We start from the raw sequence: 20612 nt of genomic DNA on the forward strand, positions 1-20612 counted from the left end.
TCTGTCTACTCTCACAGGAAGATCGCCGCTGCCTGCAACACGCCCGTTGCCCGGATCACGCGGCCGCTCTCGGGCGCCGGTCGCTACGCTCCGGGACATGTACGACGATGCCGACACCACCGAAGAACCCGTCGAGTTCGCCGACTTCAACGCCAAGCTGCTCGTGCTGGACGTCCTGTGCTACGACCTCGACGTGCTCGAGCCCTACGACGGTGACGCGGACGAGGACGCCGGCGAGGACCTCGACGTCGAGGGGCAGGACGACCGCGCCCGCGAGTACTACGACGACCTCGACCTGTTGCCGTCCCACCTGGCGCTGGTGACGGAGCTCACCGTCGACTCCGACCTCGAGGTCCTGCAGGACGTCCACCCCGGCTGGGACGGTTCCGACGACCGGTACGACCCGCAGAACTGGGACGACGTGCTCGACCTCCCGGAGCTGACGACCGTGTACGCCGCTGCGCCGCTGCCCGCGCACGTGACCGAGCGCCTCGCTGCGAAGGGCGTCGAGGTCCGCTCCGCCTGATCCTGCGCCCGTGCGCCCGGGTAGCGACAGCTCGTGCAACATCACACGCGACGAACGACACGTGCAATGTCGATCCATGCGCCCGCACCGGATGCGTGAGTACGGTGCGACATCGTCCTCGTCGAACGACACGTGCGATGTCGATGTCGGCGCGCGGACGAGCTGCCCCCAGCGCCCGCGTGCCCCGCCCTACCGCTGCAGCGCCCGCACCTGCTCGGTGAACTGCGCGGCACCGCCCTGCGCCGGGTGCCGCACCCCCACGGCGTCGATGCCCGCCAGCGCGAGCGCACCCTGGGCCTTCCGCCCGACAGCGACGACCCGGACCGGGTGTCCGGCGCCACGAGCCGCACCCAGGGCATCGAGCAGCGCGAGCGCGACCGGAGCACCCGAGCGCACCTCGGCCGGCCTCGGCGTCCGGTTCGTCAGTCGGTCGCCGGCGACGAACGGGTGGTGCGGGAAGATCGCCCACGCCAGGGGGAGCGGCCCGGACCAGTCCTGCAGCGCCGCGTGCACGACCCGCGACGAGGCCTCCCACGGCGCGGTCGGCTCCGGCGGCACCAGCACGTCGAAGCCGAGCGTGCCGAGCTCCCGCATGCTCGTGAACGGGATGCCCGTGTTGGTCATGCCGCGCCAGCCGGGGGCCTCGGCGACGAGCACCGTGTCGGCACCGATGCCGACGTGCGCCAGGTAGGACGCCAGGTTCGCCCGGCGCAGCCGTCCCTCCGCCGAGTCGGTCGTGTAGAGCGCCTCGGCGTCGTCGGCCACGGGGACGGCATCGAGTGCCGCCCAGAAGACCCCGAGGTCGAGCGTCGTCACGAGCGTCCGAGCACCCGGCGGTAGACGTCCTCGAGTCCTGCGGCCGAGCGCTCCCAGCTCAGGCGCTCGGCGTGCTCACGACCCGCGGCGGCGAGCCCGGCGGCGTAGGTGTCGTCGGTCAGGATCCGCTCGATCTCCGCAGCCCAGTCGCCCGGGTCCCGCGACTCGAGCACGACCCCGGTCTCCCCGTCGACCACGGCCTCGCGCAGTCCACCGGCAGCCGCTGCCACGACGGGCACCCCGGAAGCGGAGCCCTCGAGCGCCACGAGCCCGTACGTCTCCGAGTGCGACGGCACGAGCACCGCCGCTGCGCCACGGAACAGGAAGGCCAGGTCGGCACGCGACTGCGGGCCGATGAACGTCACCCGGTCGGCGATGCCGTGCGCGGCGGCGAGCCGACGCAGTTCGTCCACGTAGTCGCCCGCCTCGCTCGAGGCGTCGCCCGCGATGACGAGGGTGGGGCGGGCCTCCCGGCCGATGCCTGCGACCGCCTCGATCGCCAGGTCGAGCCCCTTCAGCGGTTGCACCCGTGCTGCCGCGACGACGTAGGGCGTCTCGGCACGGCGCGCACCCGCGCCGGCGGGGCGGAAGACGGACCCGTCCACGCCCGGCGGGACGATCCAGGTGCGCGACTCGTCCCCGCCGAGGCGGGTGCGGACGGTCGCTGCCTCGGCCGACGACACCACGACCACGGCGTCGGACTCGCGCGCCAGCATCCGCTCACCGGCGGGACGCCCGGCGGACTCGGGACGCTCGCCCTCGGACAGCGGGGTGTCCGACTCGGCGGCGATGGAGTGGAAGGACTGCACGTGCGGGATGCCCCGCTCGCGAGCCGAGGGCAGTGCAGCGACACCGGAGAACCAGTGGTGCGAGTGCAGCACGTCGTACGGGCCGAGCTCCTCGAGACCCACCCGGAACGGCTCGATGAACGCGTCGTGCTCGCCCTTCGGCACCGGCTGCGCGGGTCCGGCGGACAGGAACCGCAGGCACACGCCCGGCACGAGCGACACGCTGTCCGGCTGGGTCGGCGACGAGCGCCGCGTGATGATCTCGACCTGGTGGCCGCGGTCGGCCAGGGCCTCGGCCTGGTGCCGGACGACGACGTTCATGCCGCCGACCTCGCCGGATCCGGGCTCGTCGCCGGGGGAGGTGTGCAGCGACACCAGCCCGATGCGCAAGGGTTCGGTCGTGGTGCTCACGGCGTCGAGCCTAGCCGCGCGGCCGCCGCTGGGACCCACGGGCGGGCGCCACCACGGCGGGCCGGCGGCCCGCCTCGTCCGGCGGGTCGGACGGGAGGCCCGGATCGCCTCCCAGCACCTGCACCCGCCCGTCGCCGTGCCGCTCCCAGAACGCGGCGGTCCACGCACAGAGGGCGCCGTCGAGCAGGTCCTCCCGGTGCTTGTGCGTCGGCCCGTGCAGCACAGAGGGTTCGGCGAGCCCGGCGGTCAGCGGGTGCGAGTCGAGCAGCAGCGGTGGGTCGAGCGGTGCCGTGCGCAGCCGGTGCACCAGATCGTCGAAGGCCTCGGCACGCCGCTGCCGAGCGACCGCGGCCGGGAGCTTCAGGTCGAGGCGCTTGTACCGTGGACGCTCCTCGTCGTAGCCGAGCTCCTCGACGCCCACGAGCGTCGTGTACGGGTAGCACTCGAACGCCGCCGGTCCGGAGCGCTCCCGCATCGCCGCCGTCGAGGACACGTACCCGACGCCGAGATCCGTCAGCCGGTCGAGCAGCCGGGCGCCGGCGCTCGCCGCGGATGCCAGGTTCGTCGGGTTCGCCGCGACCTTCCACCGGCCGTAGCGCTGTCCGACCTGCCGTTCGGCCTCGCGGATGCCGGTGGGGTTCGTCACCACGAGGGAGGCGTCGACCGCGATCAGGGTCCGAGGGCCGAGGTGCGCGGTGATCCAGTCCGTGACAGCCTCGACCCCGCGGGCCCAGCCGGCGTCGGTGATCGTGCCGTCGTCGTCCATCGCGACGAGCCCGGTCTCGTTGGCGGGCTTCCGGTCGCTGCCGAGTCCCCACGCCAGGTCCACCCCGAGGTACGCCGTCACCCCTCCATCGTGCCCGGACTCGCTCGGTCGAGGCTCCACGACCGTCACCGACGGCCCTTCGCCGCGCCGAGCGGCAGTCCGCCGACGCCGAGCGGGTGGAACACGTCGCCGGTCCTGCGCCGAGCGGGCGGAACTCGTCGGTCCGGGGCGTCGAGCGTGACAGATCTGGCCCGCTCGGCGGGACGACGGTGGGCGGGGCAAGGCACGGCGGCGCCGGCAGTCGGGGACGACCGGAGCGCCGGCCGTGTACGGTCCGCTGCATGGCGAGCGAGGCGACGACGCTGACGGTACCGGGCCCAGAGGGCGACCGGGAGGTCCGGATCAGCAGCCCGTCGCGCATCCTCTTCCCCGAGGTGGGCATCACGAAGCTCGACCTCGCCGAGTACCTGGTCGCCGTGGGTGAGCCCTTCGTCCGGGCGAACGGCGACCGCCCGGTCTCGCTGCAGCGGTTCGGCTCGGGCATCGACGGCGAGTCGTTCTTCTCGAAGAACCCGCCGAAGGGCGCTCCCGGGTACGTCCGCGACGTCACGGTGACCTACCCGAGCGGCCGGTCGCACCCGCAACTCGTGATCGACGAGCCGGCGGTCGCGGTCTGGGCAGTGCAGATGAACACCGTCGTGTTCCACCCGTGGGCCTCCCGCGCCGAGGACAGCGACCACCCGGACCAGCTCCGCATCGACCTCGACCCGCAGCCGGGGACGGACTTCCGAGACACCGTGCCGGTCGCGCACGAACTCCGGACGGTGCTCGCCGAGGTCGGGCTCACGGCGTGGATCAAGACGAGCGGCAACCGCGGCCTGCACGTCTTCGCCCCGATCCGCCCCGACCACGAGTTCCTCGACGTCCGCCACGCGGTGATCGCGGCGGCGCGGGAGCTCGAGCGGCGGATGCCCGACCGGGTCACGACGGCGTGGTGGAAGGAGGAGCGCGGGCAGCGCGTGTTCGTCGACTTCAACCAGGCGAACCGCGACCGCACGATGGCCGGCGCCTACAGTCCGCGGGCCCTCGCCCACGCCAGTGTGTCGGCGCCGATCACCTGGGACGAGCTCGACGGCGCGGACCCGACGACCTTCACGGTGCGGACGGTGCCCGAGCGCCTGGCGACCATCGGCGATCCGTGGCAGACCATGCACGAGGAGCCGGGCGACCTCGCCCCGCTGCTCGCGTGGTGGGACCGTGACCTGGCGGACGGACTGGGCGAGCTGCCGTTCCCGCCGGACTTCCCGAAGATGCCCGGTGAGCCGCCGCGCGTGCAGCCGTCACGGGCGAAGAAGGCGTGACACCTGAGCGGTTCAGGCTGCGGCGACGTCCTCGGCGCGCTGCTCCGGCTTGGCGACCCGGCTGGTGTGCATCGGGAGCGTGACGCTCGCCGTGTGCAGCCGCGTCAGGCGGGACCAGGTGCCGCGGTTGGCGTCGCTGATGCCGTCGATGATCATGTCCCGCTCCCGTCTCCTGCGCGCCTCCGGATCCCCGTCCGGAAGTCACTAGTTAGCCTAACTACTGCGAGCATATTGGCGAGCGTCGGGTGGTGCAAGCGCTAGGACAAGACGTCGCGGAGGTCGTACGCAGAAGGGACATCCAGCTGCTCGAACCCGCACGATCGCGCGTCACGATCCGGCCGCCACCGCTCGAACTGCACTGTGTGCCGGAACCGGTCGCCCTCCATCTGGTCGTACCGCACCTCGAGCACGCGCGACGGTTCGAGCCGGACGAACGACGTGTCGCGACCCGACGAGAACCGCGACCGTTCCCCGTCACCTGTGACGGGCCTCCCGTCCGCATCGCGGAGCACGACGGGCTCGAGTTCCTCGACCAACTGCTGGCGACGACGGTCGGTGAAGGCGGAGACGCCGCCGACCTGCCGGATCTCGCCGTCCGCGTCGTACAGCCCGACGAGCAGCGAGCCGACCCCGCTGCCGCTCTTGTGCACGCGGTACCCGATCGCGACGACGTCGGCGGTCCGGTGGTGCTTCACCTTGAGCATGGTGCGCTTGTTCGGCTCGTAGGCCTTCGCCCGCGGCTTCGCGACGACGCCGTCGAGCCCGGCGCCCTCGAACGTGGTGAGCCACTCCCGGGCGAGGTCGACGTCGAGCGTGGTCCGGGTGACGAACAGCGGGTCGGTCATGCCGTCCGCGAGGGCCTCGAGCCGCGCACGCCGTTCGTCGAACGGCAGGACGAGGAGCTCCTCGCCGTCGGCGGCCAGCAGGTCGAACGCGACGAACTGCGCCGGGGTCTCGACGCTGAGCTTCCGGATCCGCGACTCGGCGGGGTGGATGCGCTGCGACAGGGCCTCCCAGTCGAGGTGCTCGGCGCCCCGCTCGCCGCTCCGCAGCACCACCTCGCCGTCGACCACGACCGGGTGCTCGCGTCCGCCGAACTGCGCGCGGAAGGCCTCGACGAGCTCCGGGAAGTACCGGGTCAGCGGCTTCGACCCGCGGCTGCCGATGGTGACGTCGTCGCCGTCGACCGTGACGATCCCGCGGAAGCCGTCCCACTTCGGCTCGTACCGCAGGCCGCCGCGGACGCTGTCCGGGTCGGGCACGGTGGCGACGGCCTTGGCGAGCATCGGTGCGATCTCCATGCGGCCTGTCTACTCGCGGGTGCTCCGGTGGGCGGCCGGGAGGCGCGGCTCGGCTCGGTAGCTCCGCTCCGCTCTGCTCGTGGTCCGGCCGGGAGGCGCGGCAAGGCCCCGGCACGCCCGCCCGGCCCTAGGGTGGTCGCGTGACGACCGTGCCCCCGCCGGCAGCGCCGGCACCGGAACCGATCAGCCCCGTGCAGGCCGCCGCGCTCCGCGCCGGCGTGCTGCCGCCCGTCGAGCAGGTCCGCCCTGGCATCTGGACGATCGCGGTGCCGTTCCGCGGAGGTGTGCCGGACGCGACCCTGTCCTACGTGCTCGAGGGGACGGACGGGACACTCACCGTGGTCGACCCCGGCTGGGCCGAGGACGACGACCTCGGGGTGCTCCGGGCAGGGCTCGCGGCGATCGGGCGGTCCGTCGACCAGGTCGGCCTCGTCGTCGTGACGCACCTGCACGCCGACCACCTCGGCGCTGCCGCCGCGCTCCGACGTGCGAGCGGGGCCCGGGTCGCGATGCACCGGCTCGAGGTCGAGGCCCTGCACCGGGAGCGCGAGGACGCCGCGGCGAACGACGCCGACATCGCCCGGTGGGGGCTGCCCGACGCGCTGGTCGCCGGCGTGGTCGCCACCTGGGGGAGCGGGCGACGGATGGGGCTCGGGCGGACCGAGGAACCGCTCGCCGACGTGTTCGTCGAGGACGGCGACGTGCTGCCGATCGCCGGGCGCGCGGTCCGGGCGCTCTGGACACCGGGGCACACCGCCGGGCACCTCTGCCTCGTCGACGAGTCCGACGGGCTGCTGTTCACCGGCGACCACGTGCTGCCGCGCATCAACCCGGGCATCGGCCTCGGAGGCCGGACCGCGACGAACCCGCTCGGCGATTACCTGGCCTCGCTCGCGCGGCTCGAACCGTCCGCGGGCCTCGAGGTCTGCCCCGGGCACGAGTACCGCTTCCGGGACGTCGTGTCGCGTGCTCGGACGCTCGCCCGGCACCGCGAGGAGCGCGCCCGGCACGTCGCCGCAGCGCTCGACACCCTGACGGCACCGACCCTGTTCGAGGTGGCGTCCCGCGTGCCGTTCAGCGGCGGGATCGACGCGATGACGGGGTTCCTGCTCGCGAGCGCACTGACGCAGACGGCCTTCCACGCGGACCTGCTCGGACGGGCGGACGAGATCCGTCCCGCCTGAGCACCGGCGACGACCGGCGGTGCCGGACCACCGGCGGTGTCGGGCGCCCGGCGGTGTCGGGCGACCGGTGGTGTCAGACGACCGTCGCTGCGAGGCGTTCGAGCGTCGTGCGGGCGTCCGCGAACTCGGCGGAGGCGTGCTCGGCGAGCGGGGCGAGGTCCGGGATCCGGTCGGCGAGCGTGGCGCTGACGGTCACCGGGTACAGCTTCATGCCGAGCGCCGTCCCGAGGATGAGGTGCAGCACAGGCGAGCCGTGGTCCCAGGTCTCGGTCGGCGAGCCGGCGTCGTAGGTGGCTCCGCGGCTGACGACGGTCACGACGGGACGACCGGCGAGCGGCTGGACGTCACCCGCCAGGACCCCGGGGACGTGGATGCGGTCGATCCAGGCCTTGAGCGTCGACGGCACCGTGTAGTTGTACAGCGGAGCGCCCACGACGACGGCGTCGGCCGCGAGGAGCTCGTCGATGACCTCCTGCCGGAGTGCCTCGGCCTCGGGCGCGACGGACTCCTCGGGGGTGCGGTCTGCCGCTGCCCAGTGCAGCGCGGACGACTCCAGGTGCGGGAGCTGGTCGACGTGCAGGTCCCGGCGCACCACGGTGTACTCCGGCCCGCGGGCGCGCCAGGCGTCGGCGAACGCGGCGGTCAGTGCGCGCGAGCGCGAGTGGGCGAGGTCGGCCGAGGAGTCGATGTGCAGCAGGGTGGGCATGCGCCCACGCTACCGAGGCCGGGGCGTGCCGGCGGGGAACAGGGACGGCCCCGTCGCACCGGGAGGGGTGCGACGGGGCCGTGGTGTGCCTCCCGTCCGTCACGCCGGAGCGCGACGGACCGCAGGCGGTGCGGTCAGCGCTGGGCGCGTCGGCGGCGGAGGGAGCGGGCGCCCGCCAGACCGGCACCCGCGGCGATCAGCCCGAGGGCCCAGGCGATCGGGGCGGTCTCGTCGGCGCCGGTGAAGGCGAGCTGACCCTTCGGCGCGGTGGCGACGGTCGGGGTGACGGAACCCACGGTCGAGGCGGGTGCCGCGGTCGGGACGACCGTCACGGGGAAGGAGACCGAGACGGACTGCGCGGCGACGGTCAGGACGTGGGTCGAGGCGTGCGGGAACGTGACCTTCGTCGAGAACGAGTCCTCGTCGAACGCGATCTGGTCGGTCGCGTGGTCGCTCGTGACGGTGACCGGGTCGGCGTTGCCCTCGTCGTCGTAGCGGGTCGTGTCGTTGCCGAACTCGTCCACCGGCGAGCCGTTGATCCAGAGCGACTGGCCCTGCTGCACCGTCGGCTGCCCACCGTCGGTGACGGTCGGCTCCTGGTCCGGGTCACCCGGGAACTTGAAGGTGGTGATGTGCCCGTCCGGCTCGATGAGCCACCCGGTGAAGGGGTGCTCGCCGTCGAACAGGTCCGTCGGCGAGGTGTTGACTGTCTGGGCCATGACCCCGACGGCCTTCGCCGGCTCGACGACGACCTCGACGTACTCCGTCGCGGTCGAGGTGCCGTTCGTCGCGACGACGGTGAAGTCGAAGACCGAGGCGACCGTCACGCGGCCGGACAGCCTCGCGGTCGCGGCGTCGAACGTCGTGTCGTAGGGCAGGTAGGACTCCGGGGTGTCGGTCTCCGGGTCGACGCTCTCCGGGTCGGCGTAGCCGATCGAGTAGGTGACCGGGCCGCTGCCCTTGCTGACGCCGAAGACCTCGTCGAGGGTGTCGCCCGCGGTGAGCTCGATCGTGCGCGGAGCGTCGTACGAGGTCTCGGTCGCGAACGCGACGTCCTCGGTGACGGCGTCCGTCGTCGCGGTCGCGGTCTGTCCCGGAGCCGAGCCCGTGACCGTGACCGTGATCGTCTTGCCGATCATGGCGGCGGTGACCTCGAAGGAGGACGCGACGACGGGGGCGGCACCCTCGACGGTCCACACGGCACGGGGGTCGTCGACGCCGGTGGTCTTGTAGAACAGCGTCGTACCGACCTTCGGCGAGCCGACGACGGTCACCGACGAGCTGGCCGTCGGTGCGACCTTCGTCGTCGTGCTCGGCGCGGGCGAGGCGGTCGTCGGCGCGGGCGCCGTGGCGTCGGTCGTGGCCGGTGCCGTCGTGGCATCCGTCGTCGTGCCGGTGGTGGCCGGCGTCGTCGTGGCATCCGTCGGCGTGGCCGTGCCGGAGGCGTCCTTCGCGGTCGTGTCGGTGCCGGTGGTGTCCGTTGCGCTCGACGGAGCGCTCGTCGAGGACGTGTCGGCCGGTGCGACGGCCGAGGTCGGCTCGTCGGCGGCGAACGCTGCGGTCGAGGTGAAGACGCCGAGTCCGGTCGTCAGGCCGATGAGTGCGACGGTCGTCCCGAGCGCGCAGGCGCGACGGGTCGAGGAGGTGCTGCGGTGCACGGGTCCCCCCAGGGGTCAGGTCCGGTCGGGTGCCGGATCGTGTGAATCTGCCGAGAATCTCGGCGTGCTCGGATCGTACTGGCCCAGGAACGCGGACCGGGGCGCGGTTCCCGAAATGTGACCTGGGTTTGGGGGTCGGGTGCCGGAATCGTGCGTGTGGTTGCGTGATCCCGCAACCTGACGGCGGACGGGAGGCGCGGTGCGGTCCGGCACCGTGCCTCCCGTCCGTCCCCTGGTCACCCGCCGCGCGGGGGACGCGACCGTCCGGGTCGGTCACGTCCCGGCGCAGCAGGATCGTCGTCAGGCGCGCCGGCGCGCGCGGTGGAGGAGCAGGCCGCCGCCGGCAGCCAGAAGGCCGAGGGCCCACCCGATCGGCGCCCCGGTCTCGACGCCGGTGTAGGCGAGGGAACCCGTGGTGGGGTGCTGGGTGTGGGTGGTCGCGGCAGTCGTGCCCGTCGTGTCGGTCGTGCCCGTCGTGTCGATCGTGCTGGTCGCCGGCGCGTCCACCACCTGCACCGTGAAGGTCAGCGTGAGGTCGCCGAGCCGAGCGGTGATCCGGTGGTCGCCCGCCCCGACGAAGCGTGCGGAGATGACCGGCGTTCCGACTGCGCTCGTCGTCTCGAGGACGTCGGCGTCAGCGGACGACGACCACGTCGGCCGCTGCGGATCGACGTTCAGGTCACCGTTCCGGTCCAGGGTGAGGAGGTCGACCTCGACCGTCTCGCCGTCGCGGACGCGGAGGGGAGTTGTCGGGTCCCCGTCCTGCACCTCGGGGCTGCGGCTGTACTCGGTCGAGCCGTCCGACCGGACCAGCCACGTCCCGGAGCCGCGCACGACCGCGTTGAGGGACTCGGTCTGGCCCGGGGTGATCACGAGCTCGACCCGAGAGGCTTCGCCGCCATCAGGCCGGATGCTGGAGGACGTGCGCAGCCAGAACTCGACCACCTGGGCGCGCGTCGGGGTCCCGGACAGGGTGCCGTCCGGGGCGAGCCGCAGACCGTCGGGCAGCTGGAACGTGTTGCCCGCCCCGCCCCACGAGTCGCTCGCCGAGTAGACGAGCCCGTCGCCGTCGAAAGCGGCGAGGGAGATGCTGCTGGACTCACCGACGCGCAGGTCGAAGCTCCGGAAGCCGAGCAGTCCCCAGCGGTTCTCGGGCGCCTCGTCCACGGGTGCGGTCGTCTCGCTGATGACGGTCGTCGGTTCCGCGCCGGGGGCGGTGCCGGTGACGCGGACGGCGTACCGGTCGAGGGCCCCCTCCACGGAGCCGATCACGAACGTGCGCTCGGTCGTCGCGCCGACCTGCTCGACGAGAGGGCCGCCGTCGTACGAGTGGAGCCACTGGTAGGTGAACGTGGTGCCGGCGGGCCACCCGGCGGTCTCGGCGGTCAGGGTGCGGAGACGCTTCACGCTCCCGCTGACGGTCACGGTGCCAGCCGGCGTGGCGGCGGCCGACGGCTGATCGACGGCGGCCGTCGGAGCCGGGGAGGTCGTCCCCCTCCCGCCGGTGACCGGGGCGGTGGCGGTGGGAGCGGCGGTGCCCGCGTCGGCGTTGGCCGCATCGGCTGCGGCCGATGTGTCCGCCGTGGGGCGCGGCGCGGCCGTCCCGGAGTCCGTGGAGGCCGGCGCGGCGGCGGCAGGGGCTGCTGCGGTGTCGCCGGCGCTCTCGGGAGCGGTGGCGGACGTCGTGCCGGTGTTCGTCGTGCCGGCGTTCGACGGGTCCGCGTTCGACGGGTCCGCGTTCGTCGGCTTCGTCGCGGCCGTGATCGCGTCCGTGCCCGTCGGTTCGGCGGCGCTGGCCGTGGCGGCGCCGATGCCGAAGGCGGACGAGCCGACGGCGACGACGACGGCGGCGGCGCCGAGTGCAGCGGTGCGGCGGAGTGCGGTTCGGCAGGTGTGCTGGTGCATGGGTTCCCCTCGTGGTGGCGGGCGTCGTGGTGTGCCCTCACTGAGTGGTGTCGCGACCGGACGGATCCTCACGGCGATCAGGTCACGGCTCGGTCACGGTTCGCCGCACCCGTCACCGCTGCGCGGCGGCCGCGTCCTCGAGGGCTGCCCGGAGCGCAGTCACCGCGGGGGAGTCGGCGCCCGACATCCGCTGCGCCGTGAAGATCGTGCGGCGAGCCGGGTCCGGCAGCTCGAGCAGTCGGCAGGACGTCGAGCGGCCCGCCCAGACCAGGTCGGGCATCAGGCCCACGGCGTTCCCCGACTCGATCAGCCGGATCTGCGCCTGCAGGTCGGCGGTCTCGTAGCGCACGTCGGGCTCGAACCCGGCGCGTCGGCACGTCTGCTCCGCGAAGTGCCGGGACGCCGCGCCGCGCGGCTCCATGACCCACGGCATCTCGGCCGCGTCGACCAGCGCGACCGACGGGTCGTCGTCGCTCAGGGGGCGGAGGCTCGTTACCGTCGGCGGCAGGGCGAGCCGCACCGCGTCCGTGGTCAGGTCCCGCTGGTCCAGCCCCGGGAAGCGCGGGGCAGCGTGCGCCGGGTACTGCTCGGCGATCACCATGTCGAAGTCCCGCGCCCAGGTCTCGTTGAGCGCGGTCTCCGGTTCGCGCTGCACCATCTCGACCCGGACGTCGGGGTGCTCGATCGCCATGGTGCGGAGCGCGGTCGGCATGAGCGCGAGCGCCGCGGACTGGAACACCGCGACGCGGATCCGCCCCTGCACGCTCGTGAGCGTCGACTCGACCGACGACTGCGCGCGTTCGAGCACGTCGAGCACGTCGCCCGCCGCCGCCACGAGCACCTCGGCCTGCGGGGTGAGCTGCAGCCGGCGCCCGACCCGGCGGACGAGTTGCACGCCGGCCTCGCGTTCGAGCACGCCGAGCTGCTGCGACACGGCCGACGGCGTGAGGTTCACGGCCTCCGCCACGGCCGCGACGGTGCCGCGGATCGAGAGTTCGCGGAGGAGGACCAGGCGCCGGACGTCGAGCATGCTCGAACAGTAGTTCTTCTTCACGGTATGCGTCAGAACTCCTTGCTTCCGCTACCGATTGTGTGGCATCACACTGATGCCATGACCGACGTCCAGCCGCGCACCGACGCGTCCGCCACGCCTGCTCCCGATGCCCTCACCGACGCCTCCGTCGCGCTCGTCCGGCAGTGGTTGGCCGAGGCCGAGACCTACCCGGTCGACGGCTCGGCGAAGCAGCTCGCCGGCGTCCTCGCCGACCCGGCCGGCCTCGACTTCGCGGTCGGGTTCGTCGACGGCGTGGTCCGACCCGAGGACCTCGGTGTGGCCGCCCGGAAGCTCCGGCAGATCGCGCCGGGTGCACCGGGGTTCCTGCCGGCAGCACTCCGCGGGCTGGTGCGCCTCGGCGGGGGCATGGCGCCGGTCCTGCCGGGCGTCGTCGTCCCGATCGCGCGCCGGGTGCTCCGTGAGATGGTCGGGCACCTCATCGTCGACGCGACCGACGCCAAGCTCGGCCCGGCGATCGCCAAGATCAAGCGCGACGGGATCCGGCTCAACGTGAACCTGCTCGGTGAGGCCGTGCTCGGTGAGAAGGAGGCCTCGCGTCGACTCGAGGGCACGCAGCGACTGCTCGCACGCGACGACGTCGACTACGTGTCGATCAAGGTCTCGTCGACGGTCCACCCGCACTCGCCGTGGGCGTTCGACCACGCGGTCGAGGACATCATCGCCAAGCTCCGCCCGCTCTTCCGCCGCGCCGTGCAGAGCTCGCCGCGCAAGTTCATCAACCTCGACATGGAGGAGTACAAGGACCTCGACCTGACGATCGCGGTCTTCACGAAGCTCCTCGACGAGCCGGAGTTCACCGACCTCGAGGCGGGCATCGTCCTCCAGGCGTACCTGCCCGACGCGCTCGCCGCGATGCAGCACCTGCAGGAGTGGTCGGCGGCTCGTCGCGCCCGCGGCGGTGCCGACATCAAGGTCCGGCTCGTCAAGGGTGCGAACCTGCCGATGGAGCAGGTCGAGGCCTCGGTGCACGGCTGGCCGCTCGCCACCTGGCACACCAAGCAGGACTCCGACACGAACTACAAGCGCGTGCTCGACTGGGCGCTCACGCCCGAGCGCATCGCGAACGTCCGCGTCGGTGTCGCCGGGCACAACCTGTTCGACGTCGCGCACGCCTGGCTGCTCGCCGGGGAGCGCGGGGTCCGCGACGGCATCGAGTTCGAGATGCTGCTCGGCATGGCGCAGGGGCAGGCCGAGGCAGTCCGTCGCACCGTCGGCTCGTTGCTCCTCTACACGCCCGTCGTCCACCCGGGCGAGTTCGACGTCGCCATCGCCTACCTGATCCGACGGCTCGAAGAGGGCGCGTCGCAGGAGAACTTCATGTCGGCGGTGTTCTCGCTGGCGTCGTCGCCCGAGCTCTTCGCGCGCGAAGAGGCACGCTTCCGCGACTCCCTGCTGCCGCTCGCGCAGCCCGGCGGGCTCGACGCCCCGGCACCGCACCGTGTCGCCGACCGGTACGCCGCGGTCGAGCGACCCCATCCCGGGCACTTCGACAACACGCCGGACAGCGACCCGTCGGTCGCGGCCACCCGCGAGTGGGGCGCGGCGATCACGTCGCGCGTCGCCACGTCGACGCTCGGTGAACGTGCCGTCCAGGAGGCCCGGCTCACCTCCGCCGAGCAGCTCGAGTCCGTCCTGGGTCGCGTCCGCGCCGCCGGCACCGAGTGGGGCACGTGGTCGGGTGCCGCCCGTGGCGCCGTGCTGCACGCCGTCGGCGACGCGCTCGAGGCGAACCGTGCGGCGCTCGTCGAGGTCATGGCGGCCGAGGCCGGCAAGACCATCGACCAAGCCGACCCCGAGGTGTCCGAGGCGATCGACTTCGCCCACTTCTACGGTGAGCTCGCCGCGCAGCTCGACGACGTCGACGGCGCGTCCTTCACTCCTGCCGCCCTGACCCTCGTCACGCCGCCGTGGAACTTCCCGGTCGCGATCCCGGCCGGCTCGACCCTCGCCGCGCTCGCCGCCGGGTCGGCCGTCGTGCTCAAGCCCGCGCCGCCCGCCGAGCGCTGCGGCGCCGTGCTGGCGTCGATCATCGAGACCGCACTCGACGCCCACGGGGTCCCCGCGGACGTCCTCGCCTTCGTGCAGGTCGCCGAGGACGACCTCGGCAAGCAGCTCATCGCCGCACCGCAGGTCGACCGGGTCATCCTGACCGGTGCCTACGAGACGGCCGAGCTGTTCCGGTCGTTCCGCCCCGACCTGCCGCTGCTCGCGGAGACCTCGGGCAAGAACGCGATCATCGTCACCCCGTCGGCCGACCTCGACCTCGCGGTGAAGGACGTCGTGGCATCGGCGTTCGGGCACGCCGGGCAGAAGTGCTCCGCCGCCTCACTCGTCGTGCTCGTGGGCTCCGTGGCGACCTCGCGCCGGTTCCGCTCGCAGCTGCTCGACGCGGTGTCGTCGCTCACCGTCGGGTACCCGACCGACCCGACGACGCAGATGGGCCCGGTCATCGAACCCGCCGCCGGCAAGCTGCTCGAGGGGCTGACGACCCTGGGCGCGGGGGAGTCCTGGGCCGTCACGCCGAAGCGCCTCGACGACACGGGCAAGCTCTGGAGCCCCGGTGTCCGTGACGGCGTCCGACGTGGCTCGGCGTTCCACCGGACGGAGTACTTCGGCCCGATCCTCGGCATCATGACGGCGAAGACCCTCGACGAGGCGATCGACATCGTCAACGAGGTCGACTACGGCCTGACCTCGGGCCTGCACTCCCTCGATGCCTCCGAGATCGGCACCTGGCTCGACCGGATCGAGGCGGGCAACCTCTACGTCAACCGTGGGATCACCGGCGCGATCGTCCGTCGGCAGCCGTTCGGCGGGTGGAAGAAGTCCGCGGTCGGTGCCGGCACCAAGGCCGGCGGGCTCAACTACCTGCTCGGGCTCGGGTCGTGGTCGCCCTCGGTGGCGTCGGCCGGTGCGCCCGTGTCGGCTCCGGTGCGCTCCTTCGTCCGGGCCGCAGGCGTGCCGTCGGAGTCGCTCGACCGGGCGATCGCGTCCGACGAGCGGGCCTGGTCGGCGCTCTTCGGCGCGGCGGTCGACGTCTCGGCGCTCTCGGCCGAGCGGAACATCGCGCGGTACCTGCCGTACCCGGGTGTGCACGTCCGTCTCGCCTCGGCGGAGGAGTCCGCGGTCGCCGACCTCGTGCGCGTCGTCGCCGCAGCTGTCCGGGCCGGCACGACGATCGACGTCTCGGCCGTGGCCGCGCTGCCGTCCGACGTCGCATCGGCGATCCGTGCGCTGCCGAACGTGCGCTCCGTCGCCGAGGGACAGTCGGACGAAGCGTTCGCGAAGCGGGTCGAGCGTGGTGCGTCAACGCGCGTCCGGCTGATCGGCGGCGACACCGCGGGGCTGACGACCGCGATCGGTGGACGGCCGGACGTCGCGGTGTACGGCGAACCGGTGACCGAGTCCGGGCGGATCGAGCTGCTGCCGTTCCTCCGCGAGCAGGCGGTGTCGATCACGGCGCACCGCTTCGGCACGCCGAACCACCTCACCGACGCGCTGATCTGACCGTCAGCGAGCGCTCTACCCGGCGCCGCGTGCCGCCCGCGACCTGCTGTCCGCGACCTCGGGCATCGAACCACGGAAGCGACGTCGAACCAGCACCGCCCGCTGGTTCGGTGTCGTGTTCCTGGTTCGATGCGTGCCGCTCGGAGCACTGAGCACTGAGCACTGAGCACTGAGCACGGAGCACTGAGCACTGAGCACTGAGCACTGCGCACGCAGCTCCGAGTGCGTGTTCCGGACCGTCGAGCGTGCGCGGGACACCGCCCCCGTACCCTCCGGCGGTGGCGGTGCGTACCGTCGGGCTCATGTGTGAGTCCGTCCAGTGCCCGGTGTGCGGCAAGACCTCGTGGACCGGCTGCGGGGAGCACGTCCGCGACGTCTTCCGCGGTGTCCGTCGCCGGGACCGCTGCACGGGCCACGGACTCCCTCGGCACGTCTTCGACGCCGCCGGCTTCCGGTGAGCACCGCCGACGGCGGGATCGTCGACCCGCAGGGGTTCGCGCACGTCCGACTCACGGTGACGGACATCCGTCGGAGCAAGGCCTTCTACCAGCAGCTGTTCGGCATGCCGCCGGGGAGCGACTTCAGTGACCAGATCGACGACCCGACGATCCACGACGACCCGTGGCGGACGTACGGCGGGTGCTCGTTCACCTTCCACGGGCAGACGCTCGGGCTCCGTCCGGTGGCGCAGGCCGGCGATCGCTTCGACCCCGACCGGGTCGGTCTCGACCACCTCAGCCTCCGGGTCGGCTCCGTCGCCGACCTCCACCGCGCGACCGAGCGGCTCGACCAGGCGGGCATCGTGCACGGAGCGGTCACGGACCTCGAACCGTTCGGCCTCGTCATCCTGTCGCTGCAGGACCCGGACGACATCAACCTCGAGCTCGCGGCACCGCGACCGTCTGACGCCCGAGCGGCCGGCTCGCGCCGTGCTGGCCGGTAGCCGCACGCTGACCGGGGCCGCCCAGTCTGACGGCGTTGGCTCGACGGCATGAGCGAACAGATCGTCAAGCCCCTCGGCCTCGCGCACGTCCGGGTCACCGTCACGGACATCCACCGCAGCAAGGCCTTCTACGAGCAGCTGCTCGGCACCGCACCCGCGATGGACTTCAGTGACCACATCGACGAGCCCGGGATCACCGAGGACCGCGAGCGCCTGTACGGCGGCGCGATCTTCCCGGTCGGCGACCAGCTCTTCGGGCTGCGCCCGGTCGCCCCGAGCGGACAGCGCTTCGACCCGGACACGGTCGGCCTCGACCACGTGAGCTTCGTCGTCGGGTCGGTCGACGATCTGCACGCTGCTGCCGAGCGTCTCGACGCCGCCGGCATCGAGCACGGCGAGGTCACCGACCTCGGCGACGCCGGCATGGTCATCCTGTCGGTGCAGGACCCGGACGACATCAACCTGGAGCTCGCCGCGCAGAAGTAGCCGCGCAGCCCTCGTGGCACACGGTGGCCGGACGGCTGTCGCCCCCGAGCGTCAGGGCCGCAGGATGTACTCGAACGTCGTCCGGGCGCGCTCGGGGTCCGGCGTCTCGCCGGAGATCAGGTCTGCGTACGTGAACGACTCCGACACCCGGACGAGCAGCCGTGCGAGCTCCTCGGCGGACAGGGGTGCCGGGTCGAACGCGCCGGCTTCCTGCTCGGTCGCGATCACCGCGGTCATGACGGCCACGAACCGGCGCTGCACGTCGCTGTCGGTCGTGGTGAGCAGACGGAGCGCCCGGGTCGGCTCCCGGGTCAGGAACGCGCGGAAGTACGGCGCCCGGATGAGGTCCGCCGTGAAGTGGTCGAGCACGTCGACGATCCGCGCGGCGCCGGAGGGTGCGGCCGCCCGCCCCGCCGCGTCGAGCGTCGGGACGGCGAGCGACCACAGGATCTCGGAGAGCAGCTGGTCGCGGTTGCCGACCCAGCGGAACAGCGACGTCCGGTCGACACCGAGCGACGCGGCGAGTGAGCCCATGTCGATGCGTGCCCCGTCGATGAACGCACGCCGTGCGGAACGGAACGCGCGCTGGGAGTCGCCGTGGGCCTCCAGTCTGGCGGCCAGCGCGCTCGGGACGAGCGTCGATCCGAGTGTGCCGAGTGGTTCGTTCCTCACCGTTCCCCCTGAGTGCCGGCGCCGGTCTTGCAACGTTTTCGAGAATGATGCATCGTTGGTGCCATGTCAACGTCGATCACCGACACGCCCCTGCTCGAATCCGACTTCTACCGGTTCCAGGAGGGGCTCACGCCCAGGGAGCGCGAGTCGCTCGGGCAGCTGCGCGCGTACCTCGAGGCCGAGGTGCGCCCGATCGCCGACCAGTACTGGGCGCGGGCGGAGTTCCCGACGCAGACGATCGCGCCGCTCGCGGAGCTCGGCATGTACGGCCCGAGCATCCCGCTCGTGCGGCACTTCGAGAACTCGGCGGTGTACCGCGGATGGGCGGCGCTCGAGCTCGGCCGGATCGACGCCGGCGTCTCGACGTTCATCGGGGTGCAGTCCGGCCTGGCGATGAACTCGATCGCGGTCGGTGGCAGCGACGAGCAGCAGCAGGAGTGGCTGCCGCGGATGGCGCGTGGCGAGGTCGTCGGGGCCTTCGGGCTGACCGAGCCACTGTCCGGCAGCGACTCCGCGCGCGGGCTCCGGACCACCGCTCGGCGCGAGGGCGACACGTGGGTGCTCGACGGCGAGAAGCGGTGGATCGGCAACGCGACCTTCGCGGACGTCGTCGTCATCTGGGCGAAGGACGTCGCCGACGAGCAGGTCAAGGGCTTCCTCGTCACGACGGACACCCCGGGCTTCACCGCCACGAAGATCGAGGACAAGATCGCCCTGCGCACCGTGCAGAACGCCGACATCGTGCTCGACGGCGTCCGCGTGCCCGAGTCGCGCCGACTGCAGCGCGCGGACTCGTTCCGCACGACGGCGGCGGTGCTCCGGCTCACCCGCACCGAGGTCGCCTGGCAGGCCATCGGCATCGCGATCGGGGCCTACGAGGCAGCGCTCGACTACGCCCGCGAGCGCATCCAGTTCGGCAAGCCGATCGCGGCGCACCAGATGGTGCAGGACCTGCTCGTCCGGTCGCTCATGAACATCACCGCGTCGATCGCCCTGTGCACGCAGGCCTCGGCGATGCAGGACCAGGGGATCGGCGGTGACGAGCACTCCGCGATGGCGAAGGCGTTCGCGACGGCGAAGATGCGCGAGACGGTCGGCTGGTGCCGCGAGGTCCAGGGCGGCAACGGCATCGTGCTCGACAAGGGGGTCGCGCGGTTCTTCTCCGACGCCGAGGCGATCTACTCGTACGAGGGCACGCGCGAGGTGAACACGCTCATCGTCGGTCGGGCGATCACGGGGCAGGCCGCCTTCGTCTGAGCGGTGACCGGCGGTGCGCTGGGACGGGCGGGACCCCGGCGTAGCGCACGCTCCTTCGACGTTGCACGCGTCGATCGACACGCGGGACGTCGATCCGTGCGCCCGTATCCGGTGCGTGCGCATCGTGCGACAACGCAGTCGTCGATCGACGCGCGCGATGTCGCCAGCGGAGCGGCCACCCAGCGGTACCGCGCACCGCCGCGCACCGCCGCGCACCGCGACCCGGCCCGCGCGACCGCCGCCTACGCCCAGAACGCCGCGATCGCCTCCGCTGCCGCCTCGCCCTGCCGTCGACCCTCGGTCGCCGAGGGTGCCTGCGTCGACAGCGACAACGAGTTGTCCCCGAACGCGTGCTGCGCTCCGCTGTCCGCCACGATCGTCTCCACCGAGCTCCCGCCAGCCCGCAGGGACTCCACCGCCAGGTCGAGCCACGGCCCCAGCGGCGAGGGACCCTCCGGCCCGCACGCCACGACGAGCACGCGCTCGTACCCGGCGGCGACGTCCGCGTTCGTGGCGGAGCGGAGCCCGCCGTCGTAGTGCGGCACGCCGTCGATGTGCACGGGCGACCAGACGAACGGCACCGAGCAGCTCGCGGCGACCGCGCGGGGGAGCGGCACACCCGACTCGGCGGTCAGCACCCGGAACGCGCCGTCGAGTGCGTCGATCGTGGTCAGTGCGAGCGGCTTCGCCGGCCACTCGGTCGACGGCAGCGTCTCGCTGAACGTCGCCACGCGTTCCTCGTCGGACTGTCCGGTGACGACCTGCTGCGCCACGGCTCCGAGGCGTGCGCGGGCGTCCTGCTCCGAGGTCGCCCCGGCCAGCACCTGCAGCAGGCGCTCTTGGAAGTCCTCGCCGGCGATCCGCTCCGGCTCGACGTAGGTGCTCGGCAGCGGCGCGTGCTGCTGCTCGTACGCCTGGGCCACGGCGCCCGCGCGCACGAACGAGCCGACGACGCTGCCGGCGCTCGTCCCGACCACGAGGTCCGCGGCGTCGAGGTCGACCCCGGCGTCCTGCAGGGCGGAGAGCACCCCGACCTCCCACGCGATGCCGGCGACGCCGCCTCCGCCGAGGACGAGTGCTCTGGTTCCGGGCGTGGGCGTCGCGAGATCCGTCATGCGACCTGTGTACCAGGTGGGCGCGCGACGGCCGGGAGGCGCGGGGCGGACCCGCCACGCGCCTCCCGGCCGTCAGCCGGTCGCGTCGGTGACGCCTGGTCGGGTCGCGGGTCGCGCCTCCCGGCCGTCACCCGG

General features: G+C 72.9%; 19 protein-coding genes. 8 read left to right on the forward strand and 11 right to left on the reverse strand.

Features of this window, described 5'->3' with window-relative positions; genetic code table 11:
* Nucleotides 1-97 precede the first annotated feature (97 nt).
* On the forward strand, nucleotides 98-526 hold the full coding sequence (locus LCG91_RS06010; protein WP_058727390.1) for a DUF6892 domain-containing protein: 429 nt from the start codon (nucleotides 98-100) through the stop codon (nucleotides 524-526).
* 189 nt (nucleotides 527-715) lie between these two features.
* On the opposite strand, the gene LCG91_RS06015 is transcribed toward LCG91_RS06010, so the two are convergent.
* Genes LCG91_RS06015 through LCG91_RS06025 form a run of 3 tightly spaced genes read right to left on the reverse strand, consistent with a single transcriptional unit; the run spans nucleotide 716 to nucleotide 3388 of the window.
* Entirely contained in the window at nucleotides 716-1342 is a 627-nt protein-coding gene (locus tag LCG91_RS06015) for a uracil-DNA glycosylase (protein ID WP_224442822.1), read from the reverse strand.
* A complete protein-coding gene (locus LCG91_RS06020; protein WP_224442823.1) occupies nucleotides 1339-2541 on the reverse strand; it encodes a glycosyltransferase in 1203 nt (400 codons plus the stop codon). Before LCG91_RS06020 ends, LCG91_RS06015 begins: the two co-directional genes overlap by 4 nt.
* 10 nt (nucleotides 2542-2551) lie before the next feature.
* Complete coding sequence (locus tag LCG91_RS06025) at nucleotides 2552-3388, reverse strand: DUF429 domain-containing protein (protein WP_224442824.1); 837 nt, start codon at nucleotides 3386-3388, stop codon at nucleotides 2552-2554.
* Nucleotides 3389-3648: 260 nt separating this feature from the next.
* Between LCG91_RS06025 and ligD the strand changes: the two genes are divergently transcribed.
* A complete protein-coding gene (ligD, locus tag LCG91_RS06030; RefSeq protein WP_224442825.1) occupies nucleotides 3649-4668 on the forward strand; it encodes a non-homologous end-joining DNA ligase in 1020 nt (339 codons plus the stop codon).
* Between the two features lie 12 nt (nucleotides 4669-4680).
* On the opposite strand, the gene LCG91_RS06035 is transcribed toward ligD, so the two are convergent.
* Nucleotides 4681-4824: a hypothetical protein gene (locus LCG91_RS06035; protein ID WP_161968408.1), complete on the reverse strand. Its 144-nt coding sequence runs from the start codon at nucleotides 4822-4824 to the stop codon at nucleotides 4681-4683.
* Nucleotides 4825-4925: 101 nt separating this feature from the next.
* Complete coding sequence (locus LCG91_RS06040; RefSeq protein WP_058727394.1) at nucleotides 4926-5969, reverse strand: ATP-dependent DNA ligase; 1044 nt, start codon at nucleotides 5967-5969, stop codon at nucleotides 4926-4928.
* A gap of 140 nt (nucleotides 5970-6109) precedes the next feature.
* Between LCG91_RS06040 and LCG91_RS06045 the strand changes: the two genes are divergently transcribed.
* Complete coding sequence (locus LCG91_RS06045; RefSeq protein ID WP_224442826.1) at nucleotides 6110-7153, forward strand: MBL fold metallo-hydrolase; 1044 nt, start codon at nucleotides 6110-6112, stop codon at nucleotides 7151-7153.
* Between the two features lie 73 nt (nucleotides 7154-7226).
* Here LCG91_RS06045 and LCG91_RS06050 read toward each other — a convergent pair whose 3' ends face one another.
* From LCG91_RS06050 to LCG91_RS06065, 4 genes are all read right to left on the reverse strand, one after another.
* Entirely contained in the window at nucleotides 7227-7859 is a 633-nt protein-coding gene (locus tag LCG91_RS06050; protein WP_058749549.1) for an FMN-dependent NADH-azoreductase, read from the reverse strand.
* Nucleotides 7860-7993: 134 nt separating this feature from the next.
* Complete coding sequence (locus LCG91_RS06055; RefSeq protein ID WP_224442827.1) at nucleotides 7994-9517, reverse strand: hypothetical protein; 1524 nt, start codon at nucleotides 9515-9517, stop codon at nucleotides 7994-7996.
* A 300-nt stretch (nucleotides 9518-9817) separates the two neighbouring features.
* On the reverse strand, nucleotides 9818-11422 hold the full coding sequence (locus tag LCG91_RS06060) for a hypothetical protein (RefSeq protein WP_224442828.1): 1605 nt from the start codon (nucleotides 11420-11422) through the stop codon (nucleotides 9818-9820).
* Between the two features lie 112 nt (nucleotides 11423-11534).
* A complete protein-coding gene (locus tag LCG91_RS06065; RefSeq protein WP_224442829.1) occupies nucleotides 11535-12452 on the reverse strand; it encodes a LysR family transcriptional regulator in 918 nt (305 codons plus the stop codon).
* Nucleotides 12453-12533: 81 nt separating this feature from the next.
* Between LCG91_RS06065 and LCG91_RS06070 the strand changes: the two genes are divergently transcribed.
* The 4 genes from LCG91_RS06070 (at nucleotide 12534) to LCG91_RS06085 (ending at nucleotide 17433) form a co-directional block, all read left to right on the forward strand.
* Nucleotides 12534-16004 carry a proline dehydrogenase family protein gene (locus LCG91_RS06070; protein ID WP_224442830.1) on the forward strand — a complete coding sequence of 1157 codons (3471 nt, stop codon included), beginning with the start codon at nucleotides 12534-12536 and terminating at the stop codon, nucleotides 16002-16004.
* Nucleotides 16005-16306: 302 nt separating this feature from the next.
* Nucleotides 16307-16462, forward strand: a complete 156-nt coding sequence (locus LCG91_RS06075) for a hypothetical protein (protein WP_181430632.1) — start codon at nucleotides 16307-16309, stop codon at nucleotides 16460-16462.
* A complete protein-coding gene (locus LCG91_RS06080; RefSeq protein WP_224442831.1) occupies nucleotides 16459-16947 on the forward strand; it encodes a VOC family protein in 489 nt (162 codons plus the stop codon). The genes LCG91_RS06075 and LCG91_RS06080 overlap by 4 nt, the downstream gene beginning before the upstream one ends.
* 48 nt (nucleotides 16948-16995) lie before the next feature.
* Nucleotides 16996-17433 (forward strand): VOC family protein, encoded by a 438-nt coding sequence (locus LCG91_RS06085; RefSeq protein WP_058749554.1) that lies wholly within the window; start codon nucleotides 16996-16998, stop codon nucleotides 17431-17433.
* Nucleotides 17434-17484: 51 nt separating this feature from the next.
* On the opposite strand, the gene LCG91_RS06090 is transcribed toward LCG91_RS06085, so the two are convergent.
* Complete coding sequence (locus tag LCG91_RS06090) at nucleotides 17485-18105, reverse strand: QsdR family transcriptional regulator (RefSeq protein WP_224442832.1); 621 nt, start codon at nucleotides 18103-18105, stop codon at nucleotides 17485-17487.
* A 63-nt stretch (nucleotides 18106-18168) separates the two neighbouring features.
* Between LCG91_RS06090 and LCG91_RS06095 the strand changes: the two genes are divergently transcribed.
* A complete protein-coding gene (locus tag LCG91_RS06095) occupies nucleotides 18169-19362 on the forward strand; it encodes an acyl-CoA dehydrogenase family protein (protein WP_058749556.1) in 1194 nt (397 codons plus the stop codon).
* A gap of 242 nt (nucleotides 19363-19604) precedes the next feature.
* On the opposite strand, the gene LCG91_RS06100 is transcribed toward LCG91_RS06095, so the two are convergent.
* Complete coding sequence (locus LCG91_RS06100; RefSeq protein ID WP_224442833.1) at nucleotides 19605-20477, reverse strand: patatin-like phospholipase family protein; 873 nt, start codon at nucleotides 20475-20477, stop codon at nucleotides 19605-19607.
* Between the last annotated feature and the right edge of the window lie 135 nt (nucleotides 20478-20612).

Origin of the sequence: Curtobacterium sp. TXMA1, from assembly GCF_020162095.1 — a bacterium.
In the GTDB taxonomy this organism is placed as follows: Bacteria; Actinomycetota; Actinomycetes; order Actinomycetales; family Microbacteriaceae; genus Curtobacterium.

What these genes read in the sequence shown, in the direction of transcription:
- LCG91_RS06010 (WP_058727390.1), top strand. Translation starts at nt 98, where the DNA reads ATGTACGACGATGCCGACACCACCGAAGAACCCGTCGAGTTCGCCGAC.
- ligD (WP_224442825.1), top strand. Translation starts at nt 3,649, where the DNA reads ATGGCGAGCGAGGCGACGACGCTGACGGTACCGGGCCCAGAGGGCGAC.
- LCG91_RS06035 (WP_161968408.1), bottom strand. Translation starts at nt 4,824, where the DNA reads ATGATCATCGACGGCATCAGCGACGCCAACCGCGGCACCTGGTCCCGC.
- LCG91_RS06040 (WP_058727394.1), bottom strand. Translation starts at nt 5,969, where the DNA reads ATGGAGATCGCACCGATGCTCGCCAAGGCCGTCGCCACCGTGCCCGAC.
- LCG91_RS06050 (WP_058749549.1), bottom strand. Translation starts at nt 7,859, where the DNA reads ATGCCCACCCTGCTGCACATCGACTCCTCGGCCGACCTCGCCCACTCG.
- LCG91_RS06060 (WP_224442828.1), bottom strand. Translation starts at nt 11,422, where the DNA reads ATGCACCAGCACACCTGCCGAACCGCACTCCGCCGCACCGCTGCACTC.
- LCG91_RS06065 (WP_224442829.1), bottom strand. Translation starts at nt 12,452, where the DNA reads ATGCTCGACGTCCGGCGCCTGGTCCTCCTCCGCGAACTCTCGATCCGC.
- LCG91_RS06070 (WP_224442830.1), top strand. Translation starts at nt 12,534, where the DNA reads ATGACCGACGTCCAGCCGCGCACCGACGCGTCCGCCACGCCTGCTCCC.
- LCG91_RS06075 (WP_181430632.1), top strand. Translation starts at nt 16,307, where the DNA reads ATGTGTGAGTCCGTCCAGTGCCCGGTGTGCGGCAAGACCTCGTGGACC.
- LCG91_RS06085 (WP_058749554.1), top strand. Translation starts at nt 16,996, where the DNA reads ATGAGCGAACAGATCGTCAAGCCCCTCGGCCTCGCGCACGTCCGGGTC.
- LCG91_RS06095 (WP_058749556.1), top strand. Translation starts at nt 18,169, where the DNA reads ATGTCAACGTCGATCACCGACACGCCCCTGCTCGAATCCGACTTCTAC.
- LCG91_RS06100 (WP_224442833.1), bottom strand. Translation starts at nt 20,477, where the DNA reads ATGACGGATCTCGCGACGCCCACGCCCGGAACCAGAGCACTCGTCCTC.